The following is a 13,114-nucleotide window of genomic DNA, read 5'->3' on the forward strand; positions in this document are numbered from 1 at the left end:
GGCCATCATGGGCCGGTGACCGTCGACACGCCGACCCGCGGGCTCGTCCTCGTCGTGGAGGACGAGCCGTCCATCGCCGACCTGGTCCGGCTCTACCTGACCCGGGACGGCTTCGGCGTACACCTCGAACGCGACGGCGAGGCGGGCCTGGCCGCCGCCCGCCGACTCCGCCCGGTGGCCTGTGTCCTCGACATCACCCTGCCCGGTCTCGCCGGCACCGAGGTGTGCCGCCGGCTGCGCGACGCCGGCGACTGGACACCGGTCATCTTCCTCACCGCCCGCGACGACGAGGTGGACCGGGTCGTCGGCCTCGAACTCGGCGCCGACGACTACGTCACGAAGCCGTTCAGCCCCCGCGAACTGGTGGCCCGCGTCCGGGCGGTCCTGCGGCGCACCGCCGGGCCACCGGAGAGCGCGGACCGCCCCCGCGCGGTCGGCCCGGTCACCCTGGACCCGGGTCGGCGCACGGTGACCGCCGCCGGCGCCCCGGTCCACCTGACGTCCACCGAGTTCGACCTGCTCGCTCACCTGATGGCCCGCCCCGGCCGGGTGTTCACCCGGGAGGAACTGCTCGCCGCCGTCTGGGGGTACGCCGCACACGCCGGCACCCGCACCGTCGACGTGCACGTGGCGCAGGTCCGCGCCAAGCTCGGTGCGGCGAGTGTGATCCGCACCCACCGGGGCGTGGGGTACGCCGCCGATGCGTGACCACCCGGTGGACCCGCCGACCGTCGCGTTGCCGGTGACCGGGGCGTACCCGGCTCCCCGCCCCCGGTCCGGCCGTACGCTGACCTCGCGTGCGGTACTGGTGACCTGCGCGGTCGCGTTGATCTCGGTGCTGGTCACCGCGCTCGTCGGGATCCCCCTGGCGGTTCGCGGGGTGGAGCGCGGCGAGCAGCGGGCGCTGGCCGCCCAGGCCCGGCTGGCCGCCGAGGCGCTGCGGAGCCGGCTGGGCACACCCCGGACCGGCGACGAGGAGCGGCTGATCCGGCAGCTCCGGCTGCAGGGCATCGAGGCGTACCTGGTCCGGGACGGCGTGGTGGACCGGCCCGGCCTGCCGCCCCGGGTGGTGCAGCGCGTCGCCGAGGGCCGGAACTTCTCCGGCCGGCGGCCGGTCGCCGGGCGGCCGGCCCTGGTCGAGGGGCGCGCCCTGCCGGGCGGCGACGGGGTGGTGCTCGCCCGAGCCGTCGAGCGCGGCGGCGTGTGGGGGCAGGTGATCCGGAGTCTCTGGCTGCCGCTGCTCGCCGGGCTCGCGGCCGGCGTGGTCGCCGGTACGCTGCTCGCCCGCCGGCTGGCCCGGCCGATCCGGCACGCGGCCGCCGCCGCCGCGCGGCTGCGGGCCGGTGAGCGGGCGGTCCGGATCCCGGTCGAGCCGCCCGAGGAGGTGGCGGACCTGGCGGAGGCCCTCAACGGACTGGCGGCCGCGCTCGCCACCAGCGAAGGGCGGCAGCGGGAGTTCCTGCTCTCGGTCTCCCACGAGCTGCGGACCCCGCTGACCGCGATCCGCGGGTACGCCGAGGCCCTGGCCGACGGAGTGATCGGCCCGGAGGAGGTGACCGGCACCGGCCGTACCGTGCTGGCCGAGGCCGAGCACCTGGACCGGCTGGTGAGCGACCTGCTGGCGCTGGCGCGGCTGGAGGCCGCCGACTTTCCCCTCGAACCGGTGCGCGTCGACCTGACCCGGCTGGCCGCCGACGCGGAACCCGCCTGGGCCGCCCGGTGCGCCGCGGTGGGGGTGCCGTTCCGGGCCGAGATTCCCGACCGGCCGGTGCCCGCGTACACCGATCCGGGCCGGATCCGGCAGGTGGTGGACGGGCTCCTGGAGAACGCGCTGCGGGTCGTACCCCCGGGGGCGCCGGTGGTGCTCGCGGTCCGGCCGGCGGGCGCGGACCCGGCCGACGGCGGGGTGGTGGAGGTCCGGGACGGCGGGCCCGGCTTCACCGACGACGACCTGGCGGTGGCGTTCGAGCGCGGTGCCCTGCACCAGCGGTACCGGGGGGTGCGCAAGGTCGGTAGCGGCCTCGGGCTGGCGCTCGCCGCGGGCCTGGTCCGCCGGCTCGGCGGGGACATCACCGCCGGGCACGCGCCGGAGGGCGGCGCCGCGTTCACCGTTCGGCTGCCGCCGGATCCTTACCTGACCCGAACATCGGCCTGACGCACCGCTGGCCCGGCGGGGGCAGGCTGGTTCCCGTGTCGGAGTCGCGGCTTGCGCGGCCACACGGAGCGACGAGAGGGAGAGTCATGGCACGTTGGGGATTCGCCGCCACCACGCTGCTCGCGGCGGTCACGCTCGGTGTCACCGGCTGCGGCGCGGCCCAGGTGGCGGGTGAACCGGCGCGGGAGGCGGCCGTCGAGGTCGCCGCGGCGATGGGCGTCGAGGGGCAGGCGCTGGCCGCGATGGGCTTCGACCCTGCCGAGATGGACGTGGCGACGGTCGCCGCGCCGGCCTCGCCGTCGCCGTCGGCCTCCGCGGCGCCGGACCGCCGGGAGCGTGCCGAGGAGTGGCGCAAGCGCCGGCAGGCCCGGGTGCTGCTGCGGAAGAACACCCTGCACGGCGAGGTCGTGGTGCAGACGAAGGACGGCGGTACGAAGACCGTCGCCGTCCAGCGCGGCGAGGTGACCGCGATCGACGGGCAGAAGATGACCGTGAAGTCCACCGACGGGTTCACGATGACCTGGACGTTCGGCCCCGAGCTGCGGGTGCTGGAGCGGCGCCGTACGGTGCAGCCCGAGGCGGTCGAGGTCGGCAGCGTGCTCGGCGTGGCCGGCGCGAAGGATGGCGAGAACGGCGTCGCCCGCCTGATCGTCCTTCCGCGCGGCAAGTAGGTACCCGCGAGGGAGCCCCCGGTCGGGTCGGCCGGGGGCTCCCTCCTGTTCAGTAGACGCGCGAGCCGATGAAGTCGTCGTGGCCGTAGCCGACCGGGTTGGCGAAGGTGCGGGACTCGAAGGACCACTGCTGGCGGCTGCTCGTCGAGCAGGTCGCCAACCGTAGCCGTGGGGTGCCGAGCCACGGGTTGTCGAACGCCAGGCAGAGGTTGGTGTTGCCGGCGGCCTTGATTTGCCGGCCGCTGAACACGAACTTCTGGTTCGCGCCTCCGTGGCAGTCGTAGATGTTCACCGCCGTGCCGGCGGTCAACGACCCGCCGGCCACGTCCAGGCACCGGTCGTGCGACAGTTCGGAGTGCAGCGACTGGCGCGTCGGGTCGTACCAGAAGCCCTGGTTGCGGCCGCCGTGGCAGCCGTACGACTGCTGGACGGTGCCGTTGCGGGAGTCGTACCCCCGGCCGTCGACGCAGGTGCCGGTGGCGCCGTTGCGGAGCTGCCGGAACTCGAACAGGCCGGGGTAGAGCACGCCGGTGCCGGTGCTGGCCGGGTCGACGCAGGTCGCCCGGTCCTGGCCGGAGGCGTAGAACTGTGTGATGCACTGGGCGAACATGCCGTGGCCCCGGTAGTTGGGGTGGAACGACTGCCGGGCCGCGTTCTCGTCCCAGATGCCGAGTTCGATGTAGAGCCCGCGTACCGCCGTGACGTCCATGCAGACCTCGTGGCCGTGGAAGAGCCGGCTCGCGTCCAGGTAGCGGGTGCCGGTGTTCGCCGCCGCCGCCCGGAGGGCCGTCTCGAACAGCGGCACCGCCTTGTTCCGCGCGAACGCCGCGTCGGCGAGGTAGATCAGGCAGCCGCCCGCGTACCAGCCGGGGAAGTTCGGGTTGTCCTCGACGTCCGGGCTGCCCGGGCTCGGGTACGACATGAGCACCAGTTCGTAGTCCGAGGTGAGGTAGCCCGCCTTCGTCATGGTCTGCCGGATGTCGCGGAGCGCGTCCTCGACGGCGCGCCGGCTGCCGTCGGTGCGGATCGTCCACTGGTCGGTGTAGGTCGGCCAGCACGGACCCTGGAAGAACACCCGGCGGACGGCGCAGTCGGTGGCGACCGGGCCGAACTGGATGGTGCCGTCGCCGTTGGCGCCGACCACGACCCAGATCAGTTTGACGTGGGTGTTGCGGGCCTTGATGCCGAGGTGGTCGCCCTGGTTCAGCTCGTTGTGCTGGGTCGGGCCGCCGGCGATCAGGTTCCACGGGGTCGCCCCGGAACAGGCGATGTTGTACTTCACGTCGGCGGTGATGCCGGTCCGGAACACCGCCTGGTCGTACGAGCGGTCGCACCAGTTGCCGGGCTGGTGCGTGCCGGGGACGTAGTTGCCGACCCCCTCTCCGGAGATCTCGCTGTCGCCCATCGTGACGAGCGAGGTGTGGCGCTGCTCCAGGGGGCGGATGTCGGGCGACCCGTAGAGCGCGGTGGCTTCGGCGGCGCGGATCGCCTCGAGGTGGGCGGGGAGTGGCTGGACGGTCGGACGGTCGGCTGCGCCGGCGGGGGCGGCCGGCAGGCCGAGCAGCGGGAGGACGAGAGCGGCGGCGATCGCGGCGGTGAGGGTTCTCCGTCGGGTCGTCCGTCCGCGCCTGGGGTTGCCAAGCATCGACGCACTCCTTTCCGGCTCGATCGTGGGACGTCGATCGAGTTACCGGACGGTAACGCGCTTGATGCAGGTATGTGAATACGTCTCAGAATGGTTGCGCGCCCGCTGCCGAACCGGGCGATCCGGGCGTATCGCGGGCGCCGATCGGTGCGCCGCGAGGCGACGACCGGCCGTTCATCGGCGGGAACGAGCCGGTCGGACAGTGGCCGACCGTCGGGCGGAGCCCGCCGGCAGGGTAGGCTGTGGCACCGTAATGTCCGTTACCCGGGAGAATTCCGTGAAGCTCTCGATCCTCATGCCGGTCTACAACGAGGAAGAACGCATCGCGGACGCCCTGAAGCAGGCTCTGGCGGTCGACTACCCGTGCGAGATCGAACTCGTGGTGGTGAACGACGGCAGCCGGGACGGCACCGGTGAGATCCTGGGCCGCGCCGATGACGCGCGGCTGCGCGTCATCACCCATCCACGCAATGCCGGCAAGGGCGCCGCGATCCGGACGGCGGTCGACAGCGCCGACGGCGAGTACATGGTCATCCTCGACGCCGACCTCGAGTACGACCCGCAGGACATCCCCAAGCTGCTCGCGCCGGTCCTCGACGGCCGCGCCACCGTCGTCTACGGCAACCGCACGTTCGGCAGCCACAGCGCCTACAGCTTCTGGTACGTGATGGGCAACAAGGGCGTCACCATGGCGGCGAACGTCCTGTTCAACTCCTACATCGGTGACCTGGAGACCTGCTTCAAGCTCATGCCGGTCGACCTGTACCGCTCGCTGGAGGTCCGCTCCCGGGGCTTCGGCATGGAGGCCGAGGTGACCGGCAAGCTGCTGCGCCGCCGCATCCGCCCGTACGAGGTCCCGATCAGCTACCGCGCGCGGAACCGCGAGGAGGGCAAGAAGATCACCTGGAAGGACGGCGTCGAGGCGCTCTGGATCCTCGGTCGCGAGCGCGCCCGCCGCCGCCCCCGCTCCCAGGACCGGCCCTAGATCAGAGCCGGCGCCAGGAAGTCGGTCACCGATCGGCGCAGCCCCGCCGCGTCCAGCCCGTGCCAGCGGGTGTGGTCCTCGGCGGACCCGTACCGCCGGAGGTCCCGCCGCCGGACGCCGAGCGCCAGCAGCCGGTGCGGGCGGTCCGCCAGCGCACTCGTGACCACCCGGCTCGACGTCCCGGCGAGGTAGGGCTCCACCAGGATCACGTCGGTGCCGGCGAGCGCCCGCAGTCCGGCGACGTCGAACGGTCGCGGCCGGTGCGTGTACGCCACCGTGACCGGCAGGTCGGCCGTCGCCGCCAGCGCGGCGGCCAGGACCGGCCCGACCGCCACCAGCAGCGGCGCGCCCGGCCCCGCGTCCCGGATCACCCGGAGCGAGCCGTCGCCCCCGTACGGCCGGTCGTTGTGCAGGACCGACAGGCGTACGTACGCCGAGGTGTCGGCGGCCACCGTCGCGCGCAGCAGTGCCGGCACCTCGCCCGGGTGCCCCGGCACGTGCACGGTCCAGTCCTGGAGGGTGTCGATCAGCGCGACGTCGGCCGGCGACAGGTGGGTGCGCCCGGCGGCCGCCCGGTCGTACGAGGCGCCGACGCTGACCAGTACGGCGCTTGCGCCCTGGTGGTCCAGGTCCAGCTTGAGCTGCTCGTACGCCCGCTCGACGAGGAACGGCGCGTAGCTGTGCACGATCGGCCGCAGCCCGGTCAGAGCCAGCCCGCCGGCCACGCCGACCATCAGCTGTTCGCGGATGCCCACGTTGACCACGCGGTCCGGATGGCGGGCCGCGGCCGGGGCGAACTGGGCGGCCGAGATGTCGGCGAGGACCAGCGCCGTACGCGGGTCCGCCGCCAGCAGTGCGGTGGTGGTGTCGATGAAGCTGTCGCGCACGGTCACTCCCCGGTGTCGACGACCGCGACGACGACGTGCGGCCGGTGGTTGTCCTGCCCGGTCAGGGCGGTGTACAGGGCGTCGTGGTCGCGCCCGTCGACGGTCGCCGCGGTCCAGCCGTCGACCGTGAACCGGGCTGCCGCGCCGCCGGGCCAGCCGTGCGTGGCGGACGAGTTGTCGACGACGATCGCCGTGAGGTTCGCCAGCCCGGTGGCGCCCGCGTACGTGATCGCCTCGTGGTTGGAACCCTCGTCCAGTTCGGCGTCGCCGACCAGCACGTACACCCGGGGGTCCAGCAGCCCCTGGGCCCGTAGCCCGAGCGCGGTGCCCACGCCGAGGCCGAGGCCGTGGCCGAGCGAGCCGGAGCCGATCTCCACCCCCGGCACGAGCATCCGGTCCGGGTGGTCGCCGAGCCGGCTGGCCGGGCCGCCCTGGTCGTCGAGCCAGCCGACGGGGATGAAACCCTTCGCGGCGAGCACCGCGTAGTAGCCGGCGACCGCGTGCCCCTTGGAGAGCAGGAAGCGGTCCCGGTCCGGGTCGTCGACGGTCCCCGGATCGACCCGCAGGACCCGGTCGTAGAGCACCCAGAGCACGTCGAGGGTGGAGTACACGTTCGCGCCGAGCTCCCGGCCCGCGCGGACCCGGTCCAGCAGCGGCGCGACGGCGTGCCGGTCGTCGTGGGACATGACAACCGGCCGGCCGTCGAGGGGCGCGGCGGCCTCGATGAGCCGTGAGGTGGTGGCGAGTCTGGTCATGCGGATAGCCTGCAAGTTCAAGTTAACTTCAACTCAAGGCGACGTGATGCAGGAGTCACTGACCATCGGCCAGCTCGCCGAGCGCAGCGGCGTGGCGCCGTCCGCGCTGCGCTACTACGAGCGGCTCGGGCTGATCCGGGCCGAACGAACCGGCGGCAACCAGCGCCGGTACGCGCGGATCGAGCTGCGCCGGGTGGCCTTCATCCGGATCTCGCAGCAGGTCGGCATCTCGCTGGACGAGATCCGCGAGGCGCTCGACTCGCTGCCGTCCGCCCGGACCCCCACCCCGGAGGACTGGGCCCGGCTCTCCCGCGTCTGGCGGGACCGGCTGGACGAGCGGATCCGGCTGCTGGCCAAGCTCCGCGACGACCTCGACGGCTGCATCGGCTGCGGCTGCCTGTCGTTGCGGCGCTGCGCCCTCTACAACCCCGGCGACACGCTGAGCGGCGAGGGCCCCGGCGCGCGGCTGGTGCTCCCGGGCTAGGGTACGGTCAGCAGCACCTTGCCGACGTGCTCGTTCGACTCGACCAGGCGGTGCGCCGCGGCGGCGTCCGCCATGGGCAGCCGGCGGTCCACCACCGGACGGATCCTTCCCGCTTCGACCAGCGGCCACACCTGCTCGCGTACGCCCCGGACGATCTCCGCCTTCTCCTCGACCGGCCGGGATCGCAGCGCCGTCGCCGCCACCGTTCCCCGCTTCGCCAGCAGCGCACCGAGGTCCAGCTCGCCCTTGCGGCCACCCTGCATGCCGATCACCACGAGCCGGCCCCCGGTCGCCAGTGCGGCGACGTTCCGTCCCAGGTAGGAGGCGCCCATGATGTCGAGGATGACGTCCGCGCCCCGGCCGTCGGTGAACCGCCGGACCTCCTCGACGAAGTCCTGCTCCCGGTAGTCGATCGTGTGCGCGGCACCCAGCTCCCGCAGCGCGTCGTGCTTCGCCGCCCGGGCGGTCGCCACGACCGTCGCGCCGAGCGCCGCGCCGAGCTGGATCGCGAACGTGCCGATCCCGCTGCCGCCGCCGTGTACCAGCAGCGTCTCCCCCTTCGTCAGCCCGGCCAGCTGCGCCACGTTCGACCAGACCGTGCACGCCACCTCGGGCAGGGCCGCCGCGTCGACCAGGTCGACGCCGGCCGGCACCGGCAGCAACTGCCCGGCCGGCACGGTCACGCGCTCCGCGTACCCGCCGCCGGCCAGCAGCGCGCACACCTCCTGGCCGACCGACCACCCGGTCACGTCGGGGCCGGTCGCGCTCACCACGCCGGAGCATTCCAGACCCGGGTACGCGGGCGCGCCCGGCGGCGGTGGGTACAGCCCCTGCCGTTGCAGCAGGTCCGCCCGGTTCACCGCGCTGGCACGCACCCTGACGACCACCTCGCCGGGGCCCGGCTCCGGATCGGGCACCTGGGCCCAGACCAGGGCGTCGGGTCCACCGGGCTCCGGGATCGTGATGGCGTGCATGGTCCCTGTCTACCGCACCGGTCCGACGGCCGGCGACGCATCCCGACGAAGCGGCGCGTCCCACTGTGGACGCCCGGCGCCGCGGTGGACGTGCGCGTTCACGCGGCGGGTCGCCGTGGCAGACTAGGCACGGTCGCGTATCCCAGCGGGGTGCGCGGGCCGGGAGGGTTCGCCTAGTGGCCGATGGCGCTGGTCTTGAAAACCGGTAGGGCGGCAACGTCCTCGTGGGTTCGAATCCCACACCCTCCGCTCGCAACGGCGACGGGCGTCAGGCTCTACCCGCCCGAGGCGTGACCGGACTGGTCATGTGCGGGGTATCCGAGGAGCTTGACGAGGTCGCCCGCCGCTGCGTCGAAAGCCTCGTAGACCCCGTCATCGAAATGGTTGCGCCAGTCGCCGGCCTTTCCTTTCCGGTAGTGGGAGGTCGACCGCGCGTTCCCCCGGTTCCCCTGCATTCTGGAGAAGCTGTAGCGGGAAAGGAGGGCTTCCAGCTCGGACGACGGGATGAAGATGCCGCAATGGCGCAGCAGTCGATCCACCTCGTCCAGCTGCCGTTCCCCGGTCAGATCCTCGTAACGAAAGAGACGGAACGTGTCCGCGCTCGGCGCGAGTGCCCACGACCGGAGCGTCCGGTAGAGGCCCTTCTCGGAGAGGTAGTTGACGACGTGCACCATCCCGTCCTTCGTCGGGCTCTCCTGGAGGACCTTTCGAATCCGTGGAATGTCCCCCATGGGTGCGTGTGAGTTTCGGAGCGAGAAGTAGCTCGAGACGACGATGTCGCGGGGATCCCGGAGTACGAAGAACGCCCGATGGCTATCGGGTTTCGGGATGGCCCGGTAGCGTTCGTACGGGAGGAACACGGACAACGCCATGTGGCCGGGTGGGGGGACGGACCGCTGAGGCCGCCGGGAGAGGCGCGGGATGTAGGGCAGCAATCCGGAGTAGCGATAAACGACCGGGTCGCTGAGCAGGTCCTTTATCCATTGACTTCCGGTCTTGTGTACCGCGTAGTGGTAGATGTTCTCGTACTGACACTTCGTGATTACCGGAACGGTGATCCGCAGTCGCGCATTGTGCGCTTCGAGCATCGCTCGTCGGGCCAGGACCCGCAGCGAATCAGGCGCGTGTTGCTTAACCAATCTGACGGTTTGACCGGCCACCTTGCGAACCTACCGCGCCGCCGGGGCGGAGGACAGTCTCAGATTCGCGTGCGTCAGCGTTCGGCTCCGCCGCCCCGCCGGTTGGCAGGACCTGCTCGACGCCGCCGAGCCTTGAATCCGCCCTCCGCACGGGGGCGCAGCGGCGCTTCCGGTTCGCTGGCCGGCGTCGGCGGGGTATGAAGGTGCGCAGGAGAAATCGCGCTCACCGGAAGGATCCGTCCCGATGACCCTGGAACGACCGATCGCCCCGGACCCGTACGAGCTGCTGCCGACCGTGCCGTCGTTCACGCTCACCAGCGACGACGTGCAGAACGGCGAGCCGATGGACGCGGCCCACGCCCACCCCGGCGGCGGCGGTGACAACGTCTCCCCGCACCTGGCCTGGTCGGACTTCCCGGCCGGGACCAAGGGCTTCGCGGTGACCTGCTTCGACCCGGACGCGCCCACCGGCAGCGGCTTCTGGCACTGGGTGCTGGTCAATCTGCCGGCCAGCGTCACGCAGCTGCCCCGGGCAGCGAGCGAGGCCGACTTCGCCGGTGGGTTCGCCGTCCGCAACGACTACGGCGAGCAGGGCTACGGGGGTGCGGCCCCGCCGCCGGGTGACCGCCCGCACCGGTACGTCTTCGCGGTGCACGCCCTGGACGTGGAGCGCCTCGAGGTGACCCCGGAGGCCACCCCGGCGTACGTCGGCTTCAACCTGGCCTTCCACACCCTGGCCCGCGCGGTCATCCGCCCCACCTACCAGGTGAAGGAGTAACCCGCGCCGGACCGCCGGAGGGGGCCCGGGTCAGGACGGGGTGCGGGCCACCGCGAAGACGGACTGGCCGAACGGGGGACGGATCCGCTGTTCGGCCGCCTTCGTGGCCGGCAGCACCAGGGTGTCGTACACCTTGACCATCGGGCCCTCCTTCGGCATCAGCCGGAGGACCTTGGTCGCCATGAAGTAGCCGATCAGGCCGAGCGCGTTGGCATAGTGGATCTTCTCCACCGTGAGGCCGGCCTCGGTCATCGCGGCAGCCAGGGTCTTCTTGGTATAGCGCCGGACGTGGCCGGTGGCGATGTCGGCCGGGCTCATCGCGAACTCGAAGGCCGGCACGATGATGATCACGGCACCGCCCGGGCGGACCAGGTCGCGCATGCTGCGCAGCGCGCTCACATGGTCCTCGATGTGCTCCAGTACGTTGTACGACACCGCGGCGCTGTAGTCGCCCTGCTCCGAGTGGGGCAGCAGCATCTGGCGCACCTCGACGGACGGCTCGGCGGCGAGCCGTTCCTTGAGCGCGACCAGCCGGTCCGGGTCGGCCTCCGTGGCGGTGAAACGCGGCAGCCGCTCGGCCCACTCCAGGGCGTAGTCACCGAGACCGCTGCCGATCTCGATCGGGTTGTCACCGAGGTACGGCAGCGCGAGTTCGACGAACCAGCGACGGTGGTTCACCGCGGTCGCGAGACCCTCCAGGACCTCGGACTGCACGCGCTGATCTCCGGTGATTTCTGCCATGCGTCGATTCCTCACGGTGTGACTCGATCCGCGCCTGGGCCGACAGAGTCAATCATCCGCATCGAAGGCAGAACAAATCGGGGCACGGTGGTGGCCGAATTGTGTCGGGGGCGGGCACGTGATCGGCGGTCGGCGAACCCGGCACATGGTACCCAGCCCACCGAAACATGTCACGACAGGTCGATAGCCGACTACTCTGCGAATCGTCATGACTACTCCGGAATCGGGCGCACCTGCCGGCGCTACCGGGAGCCGGGGCGCGGGTGGAGGGCCCGACGAGGGCGGATGGCGCACGGCGCGCGGGTGGTGACCGAGTTCGTCCACCCTTTCACGTCCGACCGGATGAACGTTCCGGACAGCGTCAATCTGATGGCGAACACGTCCGTCCTGTCCGTGTCCATACCGATGACGCCGGTCACCCTGCTGGCCGGTCCGCGAACGTCCTTTCTCCTCTTCCTCACCCTGGGCATGGCCGCCACCGCGACCTCCTGGTACTTCCTGCTCTCCCGGGTGCTGCTCCGCTCGCGTGGACCGGCCTGGCTCGGGGCGGCCTTCTGCGCGTACGCGCCGGCGATGATCTCCCACGCCAACGCCCACCCGAACATCGTCTCGCAGTTCGTGGTTCCGCTGATCATCTGGCGCACCCTGCGGCTCGGCGATCCGGGACGCTGGCTGCGCAACGGCGTACTGCTCGCCCTGGTGATCGTCTGGCAGGCCTTCATCAACCTGGAGATCCTGCTGATGACCGCGATCGGCCTCGGCGTCGTCGTGGTCGCGCTCGCCCTCGGGCGGCCCGAGCTACGCCGGCGGACCCGTCCCTTCCTCGCCGGGCTGGGGGTCGCCGCCGTGGTCGCGCTCGTCCTGCTCGCGTACCCGCTCTCCGTCCAGTTCTTCGGACCCGGCGCCTACCAGGGGTTGTCGCGCCTCATCCGGGGCTACTCCACCGACCTCGCGTCCTTCGTCGCGTACTCGCGGGAGTCCCTCGCCGGGAACGAGCGCGGCGCGACGGGCCTGGCGAAGAACCCCACCGAGGAGAACGCGTTCTTCGGCTGGCCGCTGGTGGTGCTCGTCGTCGCGCTGGTCTGGTGGCTGCGGCGCGAGCCCGTCGTCCGCGGGCTGGCCGTGCTGGGGTTGCTGTTCGCGGTGCTCTCACTCGGCCGGGAGATCCAGTTCAACGGCCGGGAAACGGGCATCCGGGCCCCCTGGGCGGCGCTGGAGAACCTGCCGATCCTGCACTCGGTGGTGCCGACCCGCTGGTCCCTGGCGATCACCCCGATCATCGGGCTGCTGCTGGCGTACGGCGTGGAGTGCGCCCGTACGCTCGCCGCCCGGCACCCGGACGCCCGGCCACAGGTCCGGTTCGCCACCGGCACCGTGCTGGTGATGGCGCTCCTGCCGCTGCTTCCCACCCCACTGCCGGCGGCACGGCTCGACCCCACGCCCGCCTTCGTCACCTCCGGCGCCTGGCGCCCGTACGTGGCGGGCGGGCGCAGCATCGTCACGCTGCCGCTTCCGGACACCCACTACGCCGACCCGCTGCGCTGGTCGGCCGAGACCGGGCTGGAGATGCCGATCGCCCGGGGCTACTTTCTCGGCCCGGACACCCGCCCCGGGAAGCACCGGGTGGCGCTGTTCACCGCGCCGCCCCGCCCGACCAGCGACTACTTCGGCCTGATCCGGCGTACCGGGGCGGTGCCGCCGATCACCCCGCGGGCCCGGGTGGCCGCCGTGGACGACCTGCGGTACTGGCGGGCCGGGGCGGTGGTGCTCGGCCCGCACCCGTACGCCGACGCGCTGCGCCGCGGCATGACGGAGCTGACCGGGGTCCGGCCGACGTACACCGGGGGTGTCTGGCTCTGGGACGTGCGCGAACTCACCGACTGACGGCCGGCGTCCGGCC

Annotated in this window: 13 protein-coding genes and 1 tRNA gene; 8 read left to right on the top strand and 6 right to left on the bottom strand. The window is 72.4% G+C overall.

The window, feature by feature from the left end:
• The first annotated feature begins 15 nt into the window (after window positions 1-15).
• The 3 genes from GKC29_RS05090 to GKC29_RS05100 all read left to right on the top strand — a co-directional run bounded on the left by GKC29_RS05090 (window position 16) and on the right by GKC29_RS05100 (window position 2,826).
• Window positions 16-708: a response regulator transcription factor gene (locus GKC29_RS05090; protein WP_155329721.1), complete on the top strand. Its 693-nt coding sequence runs from the start codon at window positions 16-18 to the stop codon at window positions 706-708.
• Entirely contained in the window at window positions 701-2,155 is a 1,455-nt protein-coding gene (locus GKC29_RS05095; RefSeq protein WP_155329722.1) for a sensor histidine kinase KdpD, read from the top strand. Before GKC29_RS05090 ends, GKC29_RS05095 begins: the two co-directional genes overlap by 8 nt.
• 86 nt (window positions 2,156-2,241) lie before the next feature.
• Entirely contained in the window at window positions 2,242-2,826 is a 585-nt protein-coding gene (locus tag GKC29_RS05100) for a hypothetical protein (protein ID WP_155329723.1), read from the top strand.
• Window positions 2,827-2,875: 49 nt separating this feature from the next.
• On the opposite strand, the gene GKC29_RS05105 is transcribed toward GKC29_RS05100, so the two are convergent.
• Window positions 2,876-4,471: a ricin-type beta-trefoil lectin domain protein gene (locus GKC29_RS05105; protein ID WP_155329724.1), complete on the bottom strand. Its 1,596-nt coding sequence runs from the start codon at window positions 4,469-4,471 to the stop codon at window positions 2,876-2,878.
• 277 nt (window positions 4,472-4,748) lie between these two features.
• Here GKC29_RS05105 and GKC29_RS05110 point away from each other — a divergent pair, with 277 nt between their 5' ends.
• On the top strand, window positions 4,749-5,456 hold the full coding sequence (locus tag GKC29_RS05110) for a glycosyltransferase family 2 protein (RefSeq protein ID WP_155329725.1): 708 nt from the start codon (window positions 4,749-4,751) through the stop codon (window positions 5,454-5,456).
• Here GKC29_RS05110 and GKC29_RS05115 read toward each other — a convergent pair.
• Both GKC29_RS05115 and GKC29_RS05120 read right to left on the bottom strand, forming a co-directional pair.
• Window positions 5,453-6,343 (bottom strand): transketolase family protein, encoded by an 891-nt coding sequence (locus GKC29_RS05115; protein ID WP_155329726.1) that lies wholly within the window; start codon window positions 6,341-6,343, stop codon window positions 5,453-5,455. The two genes, GKC29_RS05110 and GKC29_RS05115, sit on opposite strands and share 4 nt — an antisense overlap.
• 2 nt (window positions 6,344-6,345) lie before the next feature.
• Complete coding sequence (locus GKC29_RS05120) at window positions 6,346-7,098, bottom strand: transketolase (RefSeq protein ID WP_155329727.1); 753 nt, start codon at window positions 7,096-7,098, stop codon at window positions 6,346-6,348.
• A 46-nt stretch (window positions 7,099-7,144) separates the two neighbouring features.
• Here GKC29_RS05120 and soxR point away from each other — a divergent pair, with 46 nt between their 5' ends.
• A complete protein-coding gene (soxR, locus tag GKC29_RS05125) occupies window positions 7,145-7,582 on the top strand; it encodes a redox-sensitive transcriptional activator SoxR (RefSeq protein WP_155329728.1) in 438 nt (145 codons plus the stop codon).
• Here soxR and GKC29_RS05130 read toward each other — a convergent pair.
• Window positions 7,579-8,556 (bottom strand): NAD(P)H-quinone oxidoreductase, encoded by a 978-nt coding sequence (locus tag GKC29_RS05130; protein WP_155329729.1) that lies wholly within the window; start codon window positions 8,554-8,556, stop codon window positions 7,579-7,581. The genes soxR and GKC29_RS05130 overlap by 4 nt on opposite strands.
• A gap of 162 nt (window positions 8,557-8,718) precedes the next feature.
• Between GKC29_RS05130 and GKC29_RS05135 the strand changes: the two genes are divergently transcribed.
• Window positions 8,719-8,805 (top strand) — tRNA-Ser (locus tag GKC29_RS05135).
• Between the two features lie 26 nt (window positions 8,806-8,831).
• Here the strand turns inward: GKC29_RS05135 and GKC29_RS05140 are convergent.
• Complete coding sequence (locus GKC29_RS05140) at window positions 8,832-9,716, bottom strand: sulfotransferase domain-containing protein (protein WP_230688924.1); 885 nt, start codon at window positions 9,714-9,716, stop codon at window positions 8,832-8,834.
• 223 nt (window positions 9,717-9,939) lie between these two features.
• On the opposite strand from GKC29_RS05140, the gene GKC29_RS05145 reads away from it, so the two are divergent.
• The gene (locus GKC29_RS05145) at window positions 9,940-10,473 is read left to right on the top strand and encodes a YbhB/YbcL family Raf kinase inhibitor-like protein (protein ID WP_155329731.1); all 534 of its coding nucleotides are present in this window, start codon (window positions 9,940-9,942) and stop codon (window positions 10,471-10,473) included.
• Window positions 10,474-10,503: 30 nt separating this feature from the next.
• On the opposite strand, the gene GKC29_RS05150 is transcribed toward GKC29_RS05145, so the two are convergent.
• Window positions 10,504-11,214 carry a bifunctional 2-polyprenyl-6-hydroxyphenol methylase/3-demethylubiquinol 3-O-methyltransferase UbiG gene (locus GKC29_RS05150; protein WP_155329732.1) on the bottom strand — a complete coding sequence of 237 codons (711 nt, stop codon included), beginning with the start codon at window positions 11,212-11,214 and terminating at the stop codon, window positions 10,504-10,506.
• 183 nt (window positions 11,215-11,397) lie between these two features.
• Between GKC29_RS05150 and GKC29_RS05155 the strand changes: the two genes are divergently transcribed.
• Window positions 11,398-13,098 carry a hypothetical protein gene (locus GKC29_RS05155; protein ID WP_370463350.1) on the top strand — a complete coding sequence of 567 codons (1,701 nt, stop codon included), beginning with the start codon at window positions 11,398-11,400 and terminating at the stop codon, window positions 13,096-13,098.
• The last annotated feature ends 16 nt before the right edge of the window (window positions 13,099-13,114 follow it).

Source organism: Micromonospora sp. WMMC415, assembly GCF_009707425.1.
Classification (GTDB): domain Bacteria; phylum Actinomycetota; class Actinomycetes; order Mycobacteriales; family Micromonosporaceae; genus Micromonospora.

Coding starts and splice junctions, on each gene's coding strand:
- GKC29_RS05095 (WP_155329722.1), top strand. CDS start 701: ATGCGTGACCACCCGGTGGACCCGCCGACCGTCGCGTTGCCGGTGACC.
- GKC29_RS05100 (WP_155329723.1), top strand. CDS start 2,242: ATGGCACGTTGGGGATTCGCCGCCACCACGCTGCTCGCGGCGGTCACG.
- GKC29_RS05105 (WP_155329724.1), bottom strand. CDS start 4,471: ATGCTTGGCAACCCCAGGCGCGGACGGACGACCCGACGGAGAACCCTC.
- GKC29_RS05120 (WP_155329727.1), bottom strand. CDS start 7,098: ATGACCAGACTCGCCACCACCTCACGGCTCATCGAGGCCGCCGCGCCC.
- soxR (WP_155329728.1), top strand. CDS start 7,145: ATGCAGGAGTCACTGACCATCGGCCAGCTCGCCGAGCGCAGCGGCGTG.
- GKC29_RS05130 (WP_155329729.1), bottom strand. CDS start 8,556: ATGCACGCCATCACGATCCCGGAGCCCGGTGGACCCGACGCCCTGGTC.
- GKC29_RS05145 (WP_155329731.1), top strand. CDS start 9,940: ATGACCCTGGAACGACCGATCGCCCCGGACCCGTACGAGCTGCTGCCG.
- GKC29_RS05150 (WP_155329732.1), bottom strand. CDS start 11,214: ATGGCAGAAATCACCGGAGATCAGCGCGTGCAGTCCGAGGTCCTGGAG.